The organism is Streptomyces antioxidans, from assembly GCF_000968685.2.
Taxonomy (GTDB): domain Bacteria; phylum Actinomycetota; class Actinomycetes; order Streptomycetales; family Streptomycetaceae; genus Streptomyces; species Streptomyces antioxidans.
On sequence record NZ_LAKD02000086.1, the window covers coordinates 19091 to 34511 of the forward strand.

Annotated in this window: 16 protein-coding genes; 8 read left to right on the forward strand and 8 right to left on the reverse strand. The window is 72.3% G+C overall.

The annotated features are described in order from the left end of the window. Positions 1-33 precede the first annotated feature (33 nt). Positions 34-858, reverse strand: coding sequence for a PhzF family phenazine biosynthesis protein (locus tag VT50_RS27840; RefSeq protein WP_046087010.1), 825 nt, complete (start codon positions 856-858; stop codon positions 34-36). 258 nt (positions 859-1116) lie between these two features. Here VT50_RS27840 and VT50_RS27845 point away from each other — a divergent pair, with 258 nt between their 5' ends. From VT50_RS27845 to VT50_RS27855, 3 genes are all read left to right on the forward strand, one after another. Further along, a complete protein-coding gene (locus tag VT50_RS27845) occupies positions 1117-1608 on the forward strand; it encodes a DUF2975 domain-containing protein (RefSeq protein WP_046086988.1) in 492 nt (163 codons plus the stop codon). Continuing rightward, positions 1608-1829 carry a helix-turn-helix domain-containing protein gene (locus VT50_RS27850; protein WP_046086987.1) on the forward strand — a complete coding sequence of 74 codons (222 nt, stop codon included), beginning with the start codon at positions 1608-1610 and terminating at the stop codon, positions 1827-1829. The genes VT50_RS27845 and VT50_RS27850 overlap by 1 nt, the downstream gene beginning before the upstream one ends. Before the next feature lie 111 nt (positions 1830-1940). Further along, complete coding sequence (locus VT50_RS27855) at positions 1941-2612, forward strand: PadR family transcriptional regulator (protein ID WP_075200386.1); 672 nt, start codon at positions 1941-1943, stop codon at positions 2610-2612. Positions 2613-2634: 22 nt separating this feature from the next. On the opposite strand, the gene VT50_RS27860 is transcribed toward VT50_RS27855, so the two are convergent. Then, positions 2635-3063 (reverse strand): type II toxin-antitoxin system Rv0910 family toxin, encoded by a 429-nt coding sequence (locus VT50_RS27860; RefSeq protein ID WP_046086984.1) that lies wholly within the window; start codon positions 3061-3063, stop codon positions 2635-2637. Positions 3064-3259: 196 nt separating this feature from the next. On the opposite strand from VT50_RS27860, the gene VT50_RS27865 reads away from it, so the two are divergent. Next, complete coding sequence (locus VT50_RS27865) at positions 3260-4264, forward strand: EamA family transporter (RefSeq protein WP_046086983.1); 1005 nt, start codon at positions 3260-3262, stop codon at positions 4262-4264. On the opposite strand, the gene VT50_RS27870 is transcribed toward VT50_RS27865, so the two are convergent. Continuing rightward, positions 4246-4947, reverse strand: coding sequence for a pyridoxamine 5'-phosphate oxidase family protein (locus tag VT50_RS27870; RefSeq protein WP_046086982.1), 702 nt, complete (start codon positions 4945-4947; stop codon positions 4246-4248). The two genes, VT50_RS27865 and VT50_RS27870, sit on opposite strands and share 19 nt — an antisense overlap. Positions 4948-4983: 36 nt before the next feature. On the opposite strand from VT50_RS27870, the gene VT50_RS27875 reads away from it, so the two are divergent. Continuing rightward, a complete protein-coding gene (locus tag VT50_RS27875; protein ID WP_046087009.1) occupies positions 4984-6312 on the forward strand; it encodes an aminotransferase class I/II-fold pyridoxal phosphate-dependent enzyme in 1329 nt (442 codons plus the stop codon). A 53-nt stretch (positions 6313-6365) separates the two neighbouring features. Here VT50_RS27875 and VT50_RS27880 read toward each other — a convergent pair whose 3' ends face one another. After that, positions 6366-7370: a DMT family transporter gene (locus tag VT50_RS27880; RefSeq protein ID WP_046086981.1), complete on the reverse strand. Its 1005-nt coding sequence runs from the start codon at positions 7368-7370 to the stop codon at positions 6366-6368. Between the two features lie 73 nt (positions 7371-7443). Between VT50_RS27880 and VT50_RS27885 the strand changes: the two genes are divergently transcribed. Next, on the forward strand, positions 7444-8349 hold the full coding sequence (locus VT50_RS27885) for a LysR family transcriptional regulator (protein WP_046086980.1): 906 nt from the start codon (positions 7444-7446) through the stop codon (positions 8347-8349). 28 nt (positions 8350-8377) lie between these two features. On the opposite strand, the gene VT50_RS27890 is transcribed toward VT50_RS27885, so the two are convergent. After that, positions 8378-8845 carry a pyridoxamine 5'-phosphate oxidase family protein gene (locus VT50_RS27890; protein WP_046086979.1) on the reverse strand — a complete coding sequence of 156 codons (468 nt, stop codon included), beginning with the start codon at positions 8843-8845 and terminating at the stop codon, positions 8378-8380. Positions 8846-8901: 56 nt separating this feature from the next. Between VT50_RS27890 and VT50_RS27895 the strand changes: the two genes are divergently transcribed. Next, a complete protein-coding gene (locus tag VT50_RS27895; RefSeq protein ID WP_046086978.1) occupies positions 8902-9687 on the forward strand; it encodes a cysteine hydrolase family protein in 786 nt (261 codons plus the stop codon). Here the strand turns inward: VT50_RS27895 and VT50_RS27900 are convergent. Continuing rightward, positions 9653-10162 carry a Rieske (2Fe-2S) protein gene (locus VT50_RS27900; protein WP_046086977.1) on the reverse strand — a complete coding sequence of 170 codons (510 nt, stop codon included), beginning with the start codon at positions 10160-10162 and terminating at the stop codon, positions 9653-9655. The two genes, VT50_RS27895 and VT50_RS27900, sit on opposite strands and share 35 nt — an antisense overlap. A 178-nt stretch (positions 10163-10340) precedes the next feature. Between VT50_RS27900 and VT50_RS27905 the strand changes: the two genes are divergently transcribed. Then, on the forward strand, positions 10341-11960 hold the full coding sequence (locus VT50_RS27905) for an ATP-binding cassette domain-containing protein (protein ID WP_046086976.1): 1620 nt from the start codon (positions 10341-10343) through the stop codon (positions 11958-11960). Between the two features lie 89 nt (positions 11961-12049). Here the strand turns inward: VT50_RS27905 and VT50_RS27910 are convergent, their stop codons facing one another. Next, on the reverse strand, positions 12050-13228 hold the full coding sequence (locus VT50_RS27910; protein ID WP_420822233.1) for a PP2C family protein-serine/threonine phosphatase: 1179 nt from the start codon (positions 13226-13228) through the stop codon (positions 12050-12052). Positions 13229-13337: 109 nt separating this feature from the next. After that, the gene (locus tag VT50_RS27915) at positions 13338-15002 is read right to left on the reverse strand and encodes an AfsR/SARP family transcriptional regulator (protein WP_053048610.1); all 1665 of its coding nucleotides are present in this window, start codon (positions 15000-15002) and stop codon (positions 13338-13340) included. Between the last annotated feature and the right edge of the window lie 419 nt (positions 15003-15421).

Consider the following 15421-nt stretch of genomic DNA (forward strand, 5'->3'; position numbering starts at 1 on the left):
GACCCGCCGCCGTCCGGCGTGGGGTGACGGGCCTCAGGCCAGCAGCTCGCCGTCGATGACGGTGACGGCGCCGCCCGTCAGCAGCGTACGGTCGCCGCGCAGCGCGGTACGGACCAGGCCACTGCGCGCGGACGCCTGGAGCCCGGTCAGCTCATCGCGGCCGAACCGGGCCGACCAATAGGGTGCGAGCGCGGTGTGGGCGCTGCCGGTGACCGGGTCCTCGTCGATGCCGACGGCCGGGGCGAACATCCGCGAGACGAAGTCATAGCCGCGCCCGGGGTCCTCGGCGGCCGCGGTCACGATGATGCCCCGGTGGCTGATCCGCTTGAGCGCGGCGAGGTCGGGGGCCAGGGCGCGCACGGTCTTCTCGTCGGCCACCTCGATCAGGAGGTCGTCGATGAACGGGCTGGTGTGATGGGCGGCCACGATCTCGGTGCCGAGTGCCGCACCGACCTCGGCGGTCTTCTCGGACGCGCCCAGCTCGGTGAGTGAGGCAGTGGGGAAGTCCAGCGTGATCGAGCCGACGTCGTCGGCCGTCGCCGACAGCACCCCGCTGAGGGTGGCGAAGCGGACCGTGCCGGTCGCGGCCCCCGTGGTCTTCAGGACATGGGTGGTGGCGAGCGTGGCATGGCCGCACATGGGCGCCTCGGTGACCGGGGTGAACCAGCGCAGCGCCCAGTCGGCCTCCGCGGTCCGGGGCAGGGGGTGGGCGAAGGCGGTCTCGGCGAGGTTGACCTCGGCGGCGATCTGCTGGAGCCGGTGGTCGTCCGGGAAGGTGTCGGAGTCGAGGAGGACGACCCCGGCCGGGTTCCCGGCGAAGGGGCGGTCGGTGAACGCGTCGACGATTCGTATCCGCATGGGGCGACCGTAGGCGGCGGGCGGTGGGTGATCCATGGCCAATCACCAGGGTGTGGCTCCTTCTGGAGCCGGACAGCCCCAGAGGTGAGGGAGCCACGGTGCGGGAATCGGCTCTCATGGCGTCCGTGGGGGCGGGGGTGTCCGGTCTTCCGGGGCCAGAGCTTCGGCGTGGTCCAGCGCCCTCACTCTGCCGCAACCCTTGAATTTATCTATCGATACTCGATAGATTTCCATCGCAACTCGATGGAAGGATGAGGCATGGGACAGCTGGCAGTGCGTGCGCTTCGCGCCGTGCTCGTGGTGGTGCTCGCCGGCACCGTGTTCGTGCAGGCATTGATGGTGTGGGTGCTGGTCAGCGGGAGCGATCCGGAGGACGGGTCGCTGCCGCTGACCCCGCTGCGCGTGATCACGGTCCTGGGCATGGGCTCGGCCCAGGTCGCCCTGGTCAGCGTGTGGCGGCTGGTGACGATGGTGCGGCGCGGAACCGTGTTCTCCCACGCCGCCTTCCGTTACGTGGACGCCGTGATCGGCGCGATCGTGGCGGCTGCCCTCCTGTGGTTCGCGGTCACGGCCCTCAACGCGCCGGGCCAGCGGGCCGACCCGGGCGTCACCGTGATCATGGGCGGGGTTGGCGTGGCCATCCTGGGGGTCGCGCTCATCGTGTTCGTGCTGCGGATGCTGCTCGCCCAGGCCGTCGCGCGCGATGTCGAAGCGTCGCAGATGCGGGCCGAGCTGGACGAGGTGATCTGATGCCGATCGTCGTCGACATCGACGTGATGCTGGCCAGGCGGAAGATGTCCGTGGGCGACCTCGCGGACCGCGTAGGGATCACGCCCGCCAACCTGGCGGTACTCAAGAACGGCCGCGCCAAGGCGGTGCGTTTCGCGACGCTCGCCGCCCTCTGTGAGGTGCTCAAGTGCCAGCCGGGCGACCTGCTGCGCTGGGAGGCCGAGGACGCCGCAGGCGGATGACGCCTCCGGGCGGGCGCGAGCGGTGTGGCGGGAGAAGGGGCTTGGCATCCGATCGGTTCCGATATATCGTTGAGGTGTCGTGATGGATCGACGATAGAAAGGAGCGTCACGATGCGTTCTCATGGACATGGACAAGGACGTGAGCACTGCGGACCCGGCCACCGTGGCTGGGGTGAAGGAGAGGGGCGTGAGGGGCGGCGTGCTGCGTTCGGCCCGTTCGGCCCCGGATTCGACGGTCCGCCCTTCGGCGGCCCCCCGTTCGGTGGCCGTGGCCGCGGCGGACCGGGTGGCCGGGGGATGCGGGGGCGGGCGCGGCGCGGGGATGTGCGCGCCTCGATCCTGGCCCTGCTGAAGGACCGCCCGATGCACGGCTACGAGATGATCCAGGAGATCACCGAGCGCAGCGGGGGAGCCTGGCGGCCCAGCCCCGGCTCGGTGTACCCCACCCTTCAGCTGCTCGAGGACGAGGGGCTGATCGGCAGCGAGAGCGAGGGCGGCAAGAAGCTGTTCGCACTCACCGACGCCGGGCGTGCCGAGGCCGAGGCGGGGGCCGCCGCCCCGTGGGAGGAGGCCGGGCGCGGTATCGACTGGGAGGCGATGCAGGAGGTCAGGCAGGCGGGCTTCGGGCTGATGGAGGCGTTCGCCCAGGTCTGGCGGACCGGCAGCGCGGAGCAGCGGCAGAAGGCCGTCTCGGTCATCAATGAGTCGCGCAAGCGGCTGTATCTCATCCTCGCCGAGCAGGAGGAGGCCAACGGCGGCGCCGAGCGCGGCGGCGAGAGCTGAGCCCCGTCGGACGGGGGTGCGGTCAGGCGGCCAGTGCGCCCAGCTTGCTCAGCGATTCCTCGAGCGCGGTGGTCGCCGAGTCCTTCAGCTTCCCGGCCATCAGGGAGACCGCCGCCCCCGTGAACTCCCCGTCGACGCGCACCGTCGTGGCATCGCCGTCCGGTGCCAGCGAGTAGCGCATGGCGAGGTTCACGCCCATCGGGCCCTTGCCCCGGGTGGTCAGCAGCCGGGCCGGTTCGCACTCCTCGACGGTCCAGGTCACCTCGGCCGGAAAGCCCATCAGCCTCATGTTCTCCTGATAGGTGGCCCCCACCTCCAGCGCGGCCGGGCCGCCCTGCGGGAAGCTGGTGTGGGTGGCGTTCCAGTCGCCGTACGCGGAGAAGTCCGTCAGCCGGGCCCAGACCTTCTCGGCCGGTGCCTCGATGCGTGTCTGCGCGCTGACCTCGGCCATGGGGGAGTCCCTTCGGCGCGTCGCTGCGGGGTGTGGTGCGACGGTGCCGGGCAACGTAGCCCCGGGCCGTGGAACATTCAATACTGACGGGCCATCAGTTACCGTCGATCGGGGCCGGCCCTCCGCCCCTCCTCTGGGTATCGCCGACAGTAGTCATAGGGGTGACGGTGCTGACGTGGGCTGACATGATGGCCCGGTGCGCGTATCCGGAGATCTCCCACAGCAAAGGAATGCCGGCCTGGGGCTCGCCCTGCTGTCGGCGTTCACATTCGGCGGAGCGGGTGTCGCCGCCAAACCGCTGATCGAGGCGGGGCTCGCACCGCTCGAGGTCACCTGGCTGCGGGTGACGGGCGCGGCCCTGGTGCTGCTGCCCCTGGCCTGGCGCCATCGCGGGCTGCTGACCCGCCGCCCCGGGCTGCTGGTGGGGTTCGGTCTGCTGGCCGTCGCGGGGGTGCAGGCGTGTTATTTCGCGGCGCTCTCCCGGATCCCCGTCGGCGTGGCGCTGCTCATCGAGTACTTCGCGCCCGCGCTGGTGCTGGGGTGGGTGCGGTTCGTCCAGCGTCGGCCGGTGAGCCGGGCCGCGGCGCTCGGGGTCGTCCTGGCGGTCGGCGGTCTCACCTGTGTGGTGGAGGTCTGGTCAGGGCTGAGCTTCAGCCCCCTCGGAGTGCTGCTCGCCTTCGGCGCGGCGCTCTGTCAGGTGGGGTATTTCGTCCTCTCCGACCACGGCAGCGACGGCCATGACCCGGCGGATCCGCTCGGCGTCATCGCCTACGGGCTGCTGATCGGGGCCGTGGCGCTGACCGTGGTCAGCCGCCCCTGGGGCATGGACTGGACGGTGCTCACCGGCCGGGCCGACCTGGCGGGCGCCAGGGTCCCGGCGCTGACGCTGCTCGCCTGGATCGTCCTGGTGGCGACCGTGCTCGCGTATCTCACCGGGGTGGTCTCGGTGCGTCGGCTCTCACCGCAGGTGGCCGGGGTGGTCGCCTGTCTGGAGGCGGTCATCGCGACCGTTCTGGCGTGGGTGCTGCTGGATGAGCACCTGGGTGTGGCGCAGGTCGTCGGTGGTGTGGTGGTGCTGGCCGGTGCCCTGATCGCGCAGACCTCCACCCCGAAGGCCGCCGCGGCCGAGCCGGTGGCGGCCTCGGGGGCGGCCCGGTCGGAATCGGGTGCGGAGGCGCCCGTTCAGAGACGGGTGAGGTAGCCGGGCACCGGCGTGCCGGGTGCGAGGTCGTCGGCGGGGACCGGCGCGCCGTACGCGCGGGCGATCGGCACCACGCCGCTCCAGTGGGGGAGCCCCAGGTCCTCCTCGTCATCGACGGGCCCGCCGGTGCGGACCTTCGCGGAGACCTCTTCGAGGTCGAGACGGAGCACGGCCGTGGCGGCCAGCTCCTTGGCGTTGGCGGGCCGGGAGTCGGCGGCACGGCCCGGCACCACATGGTCGACCAGGGCGTCCAGGGCCGCGGCGCGCTCGGCCGGATCGGTCACCGGACTGGCGGTGCCGTGCACCACCACCGAGCGGTAGTTGACGGAGTGGTGGAACGCCGAACGGGCCAGGACCAGCCCGTCGACATGGGTGACGGTGAGACACACCGGCAGCCCCGGCCGCCCCGCGCCCGGCCCGCTCGCCATGCGCAGCGGCCGCGCCCCCGTCGAGCCGTGGACGTACAGCCGCTCCCCGGCGCGGGCGTAGAGGGTCGGCAGGACGACGGGGGCGCCATCGCGTATGAAGCCCAGGTGGCAGACGTAACCCGCGTCGAGGATCGCGTGCACTGCCTCCCGGTCGTATGAGGCGCGCTCGCGGGAGCGGGTGGGAACGGTCCGGTCGGTCGGCGTATAGGCGTTGTCGGGCGCGTTGGTCGCGGCGGTGGCGTCCGGGGCGGGCATTTGCGTCCTCCATTGAACTAGTGCAAAATGCTGTTTGTGCTAGGAGAATATCCGATCGTAGGTAGGCGCGCAGTCGAGATCGCGGCCAGTGTGGAGCGCGCGGTCGGCGCCGGTGAGCTGCCGCCGGGCCAACTGCTGCCGCCCCTGAGGGAGTTGGCCCAGCGGCTGGGCGTGAATCCCAATACGGTCGCGGCCGCCTATCGCGTGCTGCGCGAACGGGGCGTGATCGAGACCGCCGGGCGCCGGGGCAGCCGGGTGCGCTCCCGGCCCTCCAGCACGCCCCGCGAGTGGACCGGCGTCGACACCGCCGGTGCGCGCGATCTGTCGAGCGGCAACCCCGACCCCGCGCTGCTGCCCCCGCTCGGCGCGCCGCTCGCGGCGGCAGCGGCGCGCGCGGCGGAGCGCCCCACGCTGTACGGCGCGCCGGACGTCGTGCCCGAGGTGGCCGAGCTCGCGAGGACCGCCCTCGACGCGGACGGAGTGCCGCCCGGGCCGGTCGCCGTCACCTCCGGCGCGCTCGACGCGATCGAGCGGGTGCTGGCCGCGCATCTGCGGCCCGGTGACGCGGTCGCGGTCGAGGACCCCGGCTGGGGCAGTCTGCTGGATCTGATCCCGGCGCTCGGCCTGCGCGCCGTCCCGGTCGGGGTCGACGACGACGGGCCGCTGCCCGAGCGGGTGGAGCACGCGCTGGCCCAGGGCGCGCGGGCGCTGGTGGTCACCGACCGGGCGCAGAACCCGACGGGCGCGGCGGTGAGCGCGACGCGCGCGGGCGAACTGCGGGGCGTGCTCGCCACCCACCCCGATGTGCTGCTGATCGAGGACGACCACGGGCACGGCATCGTGGACCTCCCCCTGCGCCCGCTGGCCGGGGGCACCGACCACTGGGCGCTGGTCCGCTCCACCGCCAAGGCGTACGGCCCCGATCTGCGGCTCGCCGTGCTCACCGGCGACGCCGTCACCCTGGACCGGGTGCGCGGCCGTCAGCGGCTGGGCCCGGGCTGGGTCAGCCATCTGCTGCAGGACGCGGTCGCCTGGCTGTGGCGCACGGGCGCGGTCGATCCGGCGGCGGTGGCGGCGTCGTACGACACGCGGCGCGCCGCGCTGGTGCGGGCGCTGCGCGAGCGGGGGATCGCCGCGCACGGGCGCAGCGGGATGAACGTATGGGTGCCGGTCCCGGATGAGACCGGCGCGGTCGCCCGGCTGCTGGCCGCGGGCTGGGCCGTCGCCCCCGGGGCGCGCTTCCGCGTGGCCTCGCCGCCGGGGGTGCGGCTGACGGTCTCGCCGCTGGCCGCCGACGAGATCGCCCCCGCCGCCGATGCGGTGGCCGCGGCGGCGGGGGCGACGCTGTCGGGACGGCTGGACTAGGCGCCTGTGTGTTGACCTATCGGATGAGTGGCCTGTGCGCTGGACTCGTTGGACTACGAGCCCGTGCGATGGACCCGTACGGTCCGGGTGCGTCCGCCGGACGGGGCCCGGGACCCGGAGCGCCGCTGGGTCAGGGCCGCACCGATGAGGACGATCAGGGCGCCCACCGGCGTGTTCCAGGTGAGGTGCTCCCCGAGGATCGCCACGCCCGCGGTGGTGGCGATCACCGGGACGAAGTACGTGACCATCATCGCCGTCGTCGGGCCGACCTCGTCCACGAGCCCGTACTGGATCAGGAACGCCACCCCGGTGCCGAGCGCGCCCAGGGCGAGCACCGAGAGCAGCGGCAGAACCGGGAAGGAGGTCGGCGCCGGCGCGAACACCGGTGCCACGAGGGCGAGTTGCACCGTGCCGAGCAGCAGCTGCCCGCCGGACACCGACAGATGGGAGTGGCCCGTGTCGCTCAGCGTGCGCCGGACGTACTGCCAGCCGACCGCGTAGCTGGCCGAGGCGATCAGCGCCAGCGCCGTGCCCAGCGGATCCTGGCCGGAGAAGCCCTGCCAGGCGCCCAGCACGATCAACACGCCGATGAAGCCGAGCCCGAGACCCGCGACACGCTGACGGGTCGGCCGGTCGTCGGAGACCACGACCACCGCGAGCAGCATCCCCCACAGCGGCGAGGCGGCGTTGCAGATCCCGGCCAGGGTGGAGGGGATGGTCAGCTCGGCGTAGGCGAACAGCGAGAACGGCAGCGCGTTCAGGAAGAACGCGGCCACCGCCAGATGGCCCCAGACCCGCACCCCGCGCGGCAGCCGCTCCCGCTTCACCACCAGCGTCACCAGCAGCACGGCGGTGCCGAACAGCATCCGCCCGAACGTGACGTACAAGGGGGCGAACGCCTCATTGCCCACCTTGATGAAGAGAAAGCTGAATCCCCAGACCAGGGAGAGCGCGCCGAAGCGGATGCGCCAGTCCAGAAGCGGTCGGCGGGCGGGTGCGGAGGAGGGCTCCGCGGTGGTGGAGGCGGCAGGGGGCGCCGAGGCGGCGGCTGAGGTCATGCTCTTACCATGTAGGTTGCAACCTCTTAGGACAAGCGAGAATTCGTTCGCGGTATCGCGTAGCATTCCTTATATGAACCTGGATCGCCTCCGCACGCTGCACGCCGTGGCCCGCCACGGATCCGTGAGCGGGGCGGCCGAGGGGCTGCATGTCACCACCTCCGCCGTCTCGCAGCAACTGGCCAAGCTGGAGCGGGAGACCGGTCAGCAATTGCTCGCCAAGAACGGGCGGGGGATCCGGCTCACCGACGCCGGGCGGCTGCTCTCCGACCACGCGGCGCGGATCCTCTCCCAGGTGGAGCTGGCCCAGGCGGATCTGGAGGCGCAGCGCGGACACGCCGTCGGCGAGCTGCTGCTGGGCGCGTTCCCGACCGCCGTCCGCGGTCTCTTCCCGGACGCGCTGAGCCGGCTGCGCACCGGGCATCCGCAGCTGAACGCGCGGCTCCAGGAGATGGAGCCCGATGAGTCGGTGCCCTCGGTGGTGCGCGGCGACATCGATCTGGCCGTGGTCCTGGACTGGTACAACAAACCGCTGCCGATGCCCGGCGGGCTGGTGAAGGCCGCCCTGCTGGACGACCCGGTGGACGTGGCGATGCCCGCCGACCACCCCCTCGCCGACCGGCGCGCGGTCGAGCCTGAGGACTTCGTGGACGACGAGTGGATCTCCTGGCCCAAGGGCGGGTTCTGCTACGACTGGCTGATGGTGACCCTGCGCGGCAAGGGCATCGAGCCGAGGATCCGGCACACCGCGCATGAGCACCACACCCAGCTCTCGCTGATCGCCGCCGGGCTGGGCATCGCTGTGGTGCCCCGGCTGGGCCGCGGCCCGGTGCCCCAGGGGGTGCGGATGGTGCCCGTCAGCCAGCCCACGATGCGGCGGCACATCTACGCGATCTGGCGTGCCGACGCCGATCGCAGGCCGTCGATCCGGGCCGCGGTCGAGGTGCTGCGGTCGGTCGGCGAGAAGATCATCGACTGAGCACCGGCCCCCCGTGCGGCAGTGTGCCTCAGCCCCGTGGCATCTTGCGGAAGTCCCAGGACCGGATCGCCTCCGGGTCCAGGCGCAGCCAGGCGTGGCGCCCGTCGTGCGGCATGGCGTCCAGACCGAAGTACTTCGCCGCGAACATCCGCTCCGGCGTGTCGAGTTCGGGGCACGACACGCCGGTGCGCGGCTCCTCGCCCACGGGGACCGCCGCGCCGGCGAGCTCCACTCCGCGCAGCTCGCCGTAGTCGTGCCCGTCGTCGACCACCACCGCGATCCTCGGGTCCCGGCGCAGCTCCGCCCAGCGGCGGCTGTGGGTCAGGGAGTACAGCCACAGGGCGGCGCCGTCCCAGCAGAACCACAGCGGGCTGATGTGTGGTCGTCCGTCCGCGGCCACCGTCGCCACCCGGCAGGTGCGCTGTTCGGCGAGGAAGGCGTTCAGCTCGTCCTGGCTCATCATGATGCGGCGGCCCCGCCGCTGGGTGACGGTCATCCGACCCGCACCTCCCGGTAACCCGTCGTGCGGCACAGGATGATGGCTCTTCCTTGATGACGCAAGGGACGCTACTCTCCCGCGCCGTGACCCCGAGCCCCCGCGAAGACGCCACGACCCCGCGCGGTGACGCCGCGCCCCCGAGTCCCCGCGAACACCTCCTGGAACTGCTCCGGCCGGAAGGCTGTGCCCTGCTCACCGTCGAATGCCAGCGCGGTGTGGTGGGGCCGGACGGCGCGCTGCCCGAACTGGCCGCCGTGGCCCGGGAGTCCGGTGCGCTCGGGCGGGTCGCCCAGCTGGTGACCGCCGCCCACGACACGGGCGTCCAGGTGCTGCACGCGGTGGCCGAGCGGCGCGCCGACGGACGCGGCGCGAACCACAACGCACCGCTGTTCCGGGCCGTCGAGCGGCTGCCGGTCCGGCAGCTCACCGGAAGCGCGGCGGTGGAGATCGCCGAACCGGTTCCGGTGGCCGCCGAGGACCTGGTCGTACGGCGGTTGCACGGTCTTTCGCCGATCGCCGGGACCGACGTGGACGCGCTGCTGCGCAACCTCGGCTGCCGCACGCTGGTCATCACCGGCGTGTCGGCCAATGTGGCGATCCCGGCCGCCGTCTTCGACGCCGTCAACCTCGGCTATGCGGCCGTGGTGCCCGAGGACGCGATCGCCGGGGTGCCCGCCTCGTACACCCCGGCGATGGTCCGCCACACCCTCGCCCTCGTGGCCGCCGTCACCACGGCCGAAGAGGTGGCCGCCTGCTGGCGGCGGACGGCCGTCACCTCATCCAGATCGAACGTCGGGACGGCCGTCACGCCATCCAGATCGAACTCCCCTGCACCTTGATCTGCGCGCCGGGCAGCGGCTTCCGCGCCGGGCCGCCCTTCACGCTGCCGTCGGTGATGTCGAACTTGCTCTGGTGACAAGGGCAGTTGATGGTGCCGTCGCTCACCTCGCCGACCGAGCAGCCCTGGTGGGTACAGATCGACGAGAACGCCTTGAAGTCGCCCGCCTTGGGCTGGGTCACCACCACCTTGTGGTCCTTGAAGACCATGCCGCCGCCCTCGGGGATCTGGGAGGTCTTGGCCAGTTCCATGCCGCCGCCCGACTGGCCGCCCTCCGCGCTCGGCGACGCGCTCTGCGATGTGTCCTGTGACGGCGGCGAGCCCCCGGCGTCCTGGGCGCTGTCCGCACTGCCGCCCGAACCGCCGTCGTCGTCCTTGCCGCATGCGGCGAGCGTGGCGGCCAGCCCGGCCGCTCCGGCCGCGGCGACGACGGCACGGCGGGTGGTGCCCCGCCCCGGGATTGCCGACTGCGTCATGGTGGTGCCTCCTGTTGGGGGGACGTCTCACGTGCTCGGGGGACGTTTCACGGTTCCATACGGACGGCGGGGCCGCCGCGTTCAGCCGCACTCGGACGTCCTCACTCCGGCACCCGCGCGCCGCGGGCCGGAAAATCGCTTTGCCGATCACCCGGCCGTGCCGTGAGAATGCCGGTCCATGGGACATCTGGAGGCCGCACACCTCGCCTACTTCCTGCCCGACGGACGGCTGCTGCTCGGCGATGTGTCGTTCCGCGTCGCCGAGGGCACGGTGGCCGCCCTGGTCGGGCCCAACGGGGCGGGCAAGACCACCCTGCTGCGGCTGGCCTCCGGCGAGGTGGAGCCGCACGGCGGCACGGTCACGGTCAGCGGCTCCCTGGGGGTGATGCCGCAGTTCATCGGCTCGGTGCGGGATGAGCGGACGGTGCGCGACCTGCTGGTGTCGGTGGCCCAGCCCCGGATCCGCGAGGTCGCCCGCGCGGTGGACGAGGCCGAGCTGGCGATCATGGAGCGGGACGACGAGGCCGCCCAGATGGCCTACGCCCAGAGCCTGAGCGACTGGGCCGAGGCGCGGGGCCACGAGGCCGAGACGGTGTGGGACATGTGCACCACCGCGGCCCTCGGAGTGCCCTACGAACGGGCCCAGTGGCGCGAGGTCCGCACGCTCAGCGGCGGCGAGCAGAAGCGGCTGGTGCTGGAGGCGCTGCTGCGCGGGCCCGATGAGGTGCTGCTGCTGGACGAGCCGGACAACTACCTGGACGTACCGGGCAAGCAGTGGCTGGAGGAGCGGCTGCGCGAGACCCGTAAGACCGTGCTGTTCATCAGCCACGACCGGGAGCTGCTGGCCCGCGCCGCCGACCGGATCGTCAGCGTCGAGCCCAGCCCGGCGGGCAGCGATGTCTGGGTGCACGGCGGCGGCTTCGCCACCTACCACGACGCCCGCGAGGAGCGGTTCGAGCGCTTCGAGGAGCTCCGGCGGCGCTGGGACGAGAAGCACGCCCAGCTCAAACGGCTGGTGCTGGACATGCAGCGGTACGCGGCCCGCAGCGATGAGATGGCCTCCCGCTACCAGGCCGCCAAGACCCGGCTGCGGAAGTTCGAGGAGGCCGGGCCGCCGCCGGAGCCGCCGCGCAAACAGGACATCACCATGCGGCTCGCGGGCGGACGCACCGGGGTGCGGGCGCTGACCTGCCGGGCGCTGGAGCTCCAGGGGCTGATGCGCCCCTTCGACCTGGAGGTCTTCTACGGTGAGCGGGTGGCCGTACTGGGCTCCAACGGCTCGGGCAAGTCCCACTTCCTGCGGCTCCTGGCGGGCCGGGACGTCGCCCACCGGGGGGAGTGGAAGCTGGGCGCGCGGGTCGTGCCGGGACACTTCGCCCAGACCCACGCCCATCCGGAGCTCTTCGGGCGCACGCTGGCGGACATCCTGTGGACCGAACACGCCCGGGACCGGGGACGCGCGATGAGCGCCCTGCGGCGCTATGAGCTCGACCGCCAGGGCGACCAGACCTTCGACCGGCTCTCGGGCGGTCAGCAGGCCCGGTTCCAGATCCTGCTGCTCGAACTGGCCGGGACGACGGCGCTGCTGCTGGACGAGCCCACGGACAACCTGGACCTGGAGTCGGCCGAGGCGCTTCAGGACGGGCTCGGGGCGTACCAGGGCACGGTGCTCGCGGTCACCCACGACCGCTGGTTCGCGCGGTCCTTCGACCGCTTCCTGGTCTTCGGATCGGACGGCGTCGTCCGCGAGACGGCGGAGCCGGTCTGGGACGAGCGCCGCGTCGACCGGGTCCGCTAGCCGCGTCGCCACCCCGTTACCGGGAGGCCCCGCCATCGGAGAACCCCGCTATCGGGACCTCGTCACCGGGATACGGGCCGGCCCCCGGATCAGCGGTCGGCGGCGGGCACTACCCTCCTCAGCTGCTGGACCGGGTGGAGCGCGGGCGAGCGCTGGATGACCACCATGGCCGCGTCATCGCCCAGCCGTCCGCCCACATGGGCCAGCAGATCGCGGCGGATGTGCTGCAGCAGCCCCTCGGGACCGGAGCCGCGCCACTGTCCGACCCGCTCGGCCAGCGGATAGAAGGAACCGTCGGGGGCGCGGGCCTCGATCACCCCGTCCGTGTAGAGCAGCAGCGTGTCGCCGTCCTCGAAGGGCACGGCCTCGGGCGCGCCGGGGGCGCCCGAGCTCCTGGGGAGTTCGCACATCCCCAGCGGAGGAGTGGGATGGGACGGATACAGCGTGGTCACCCGGCCGTCCTCCCGCAACAGCAGGGGCGGCGGATGCCCGCAGTTGGCCATGAACGTCACGGTGTCCCCGTCCGGGACGTCGACCAGCAGAGCGGTGATGAAGTGCTCGCGTAGTTCCTCGTCCGCTCCCGGCCGCGGCTGCTCGCCATCGCCGTGCCCGCCACTGCTGTGCTCGCCATCGCCGTGCTCGGCATCCGTGGCGGCGTGCTCGGCCAGGTGCCTGCAGACGCTGCGCTCCAGGACATCGGTGAGCTCCAGCAGGCCGGGGGTCAGATGGGCGGCCTCACGGAAGGCGCCCATCAGCACCGACGCGTCGCTGATGGAGGTCAGCCCCTTGCCCCGGACATCCCCGATGATCAGCCGGGTGCACTCCTTCACCCGGGTCGCGGCGTACAGGTCCCCGCCGATCTGTGCCTCGTCCTCGGCCGCCAGATACAGCGAGGCGACCCGCAGCGGACCCAGCCGGTACGGCAGCGGCCGCAGGACGACCCGCTGCGTGGCCTCGGACACCGACCGCACCCGGGCCAGCTCACGGTGGCGCCGCCGCTGCTCCCGGGCGTAGACCACGATGAACAGCGAGAGCACGGTGAGGGCCACGATCTGCACCTGGTGGTTGACGTCGAAGCCGCTGCGCAGCACCGCGATGAGAATCTGGGCGGCCACCGCCAGCGCGCCGATCAGCCCGGTGGTCCGGGGACCGGCGAACGAGGGGGTGATGGCCGGGGCGACCACCAGCAGGGGGCCGAGGTGGATATGGGCCGGGGCCATCACATCGACGATGGTGATCACCACGATCAGCCCGACGGGGATCGCCACCAGGGCGTGCCCAGGTTGCCATGGCCTCATCAGATCTGTCAGCCGTCGGCGAATTCCCACGTCTTCCACTGTGCACCCTCCCGGCGCCTTACCCTGTGCACCCTCCCGGCTACGGAGGCTCCCTCCCCACCGACCCCCACGTCCCGTGCCGACCGGACCGGCCCCGGCCGGTCGCCGCCGGAAGGACCGGGACGGCGGCCTCCCGCTCCTCCAGGTGCCGCAGCTCCTGGGCCGCCGCCCGTTCGATCTCCGACGCCTCGGCCTCCGCCCGCTCCCGGGCGTAGGCCGAGACCAGACCGTGCAGCCAGAACCGCGGCACGGCGCCGGGGCCGCCCGTGTGGGCGACATTCAGCAGCCGGTTGTCCGCCAGCCGTTCCAGCGCCTCCGTCACATCGGGCACGGCGAGGCTCGGCAGCTCGGTCCCCGGGGGCGCGGACAGGCCCCGGACACCGGACAGTCCGAGCATGCGGAACAGACGGCGATCGTCCTCGGCCAGCTGGTGGTAGGCCGGGGCGAAGCAGGAACGCACGCTCAGCGGGCCATGGGTGAGCTCGTCCAGCGGCCTGGGCCGGTGGGTCAACCGATGGACGAGGTCGCCGAAGCTCCAGTGGGGCCGGTCCGCGAGCCTGGCCGCGGCGATGCGCAGCGCGAGCGGCAGACAGTCGCACAGCCGGGCCAGCTCGCGAGCCGCCGTGAGGTCCCGGTCCACCCTCGAGGTGCCCAGGACCCGCCGTAAGAACAGCAGGGCCTGGTGCGGGCTCATCTGGTCGTGCTCGACCCGGGCGGTGAAGGGGAGGCCGGTCAGCCGCTCCCGGCTGGTGATGATGACCGCGCTCTCCACATTGCCCGGCAGCAGATGCCGGACCTGCGCCTCGTCGGCCGCGTCATCGAGCACGGTGAGGACGCGCCGGCCGCTGAGGCTGTCACGGAAGCAGGCGGCCTGCGCCCCCAGGCCCTCGGGCAGCGCCGATGTCGGGCGGTCCAGCGCGAGCAGCATCTGTGCGAGCGCCGCCGCGGGGTCGGTGGGGTGCCCGGTGGTGCCCCCGAGGTCGACGTACAGCTGGCCGTCCGGGAACCAGGGGAGCAGCCGGTGCGCCAGATGGACGGCGGTGACCGTCTTGCCCGCGCCTCCCTGGCCGGTGATGGCGGTGACGGCCGTGGCGGTGCGGTCGCTCGCCGTCAGGACGCACGCCAGCACGTCCGTGGTCTCACGGGGTACGAAATCGGCGATGTCGCAGGGGAGTTGGGAGGGCGCCCGGCGGCTCGCCAGCACGGTGAACGGCGGGCACACGGCGGTCGGTTCGTGGTGCTTCGTCTGCGGTGACAGCAGGGCCCGGTACAGGAGCTGCACCTCGGGGGTCGGCTCGGTGCCGAGCTCGTCGACGAGCTTGGCCCGCAGAGCGGCGTAGACGGCCAGCGCCTCGGCCGGACGGCCCGACTGGTGGAGGGCCGACATCAGGTGGTGGTACAGGGTCTCGCGCAGCGGATACCGCTCGATGAGCGGCTTGAGCCTGCTGACCACCTGGGCGTGGGCGCCCATGGCCAGCATCACGGCCGTCTGCTCCTCCAGGGCGACCAGCCGCAGTTCGGCCAGCCGGTCGGCCTCCGCCGCGACGCAGTCACCCGCGTCGGCATCGCTGAACGCGTCGCCTTCCCAGAGGGACAGCGCGCGGTCGAATCTTACGGCCGCCTCGTCGAGATGGCCCTTGTCCCGTTCCCGCATGGCGGCGCCGAGCAGCTTCTCGAACTGCTCGGAGTCGACTTCGGCGGGCACCAGCCGATATCCGCCCGGCTGGGTCGATATCACGGATGTGACGGAGTCAGAACCGGCCAGGGACCGGAAAAGGGACCTGAGCCGGGACACTCTGACATGCACCGTGTTGGCCCGTTTGGTCAGAGGCGGATCCGGTGTTGTCGCCTCGACAATGTGATCGGTCGACACGGATTGTCCCGCATGCGCTAAGAGTTCGGCTAAGAACGCCCTGTCCCGCCTGCCGACGAGGGTTATCGGCGGGCCTTCCCCATCGGAGACCCGCAAGGATCCCAGAACGTAGAACTTCACTACGTGATCGTTGCACGGGACTCGCGAGAAAACCATCCTCGCTGGTGGGGGAGTTGACCCGACGGTTTCCTCCGGAAGTCGACCAGGGAAGTCGGCCAGGGTAGTTGGCTAGTGAAGTCCACAAGGAAAAT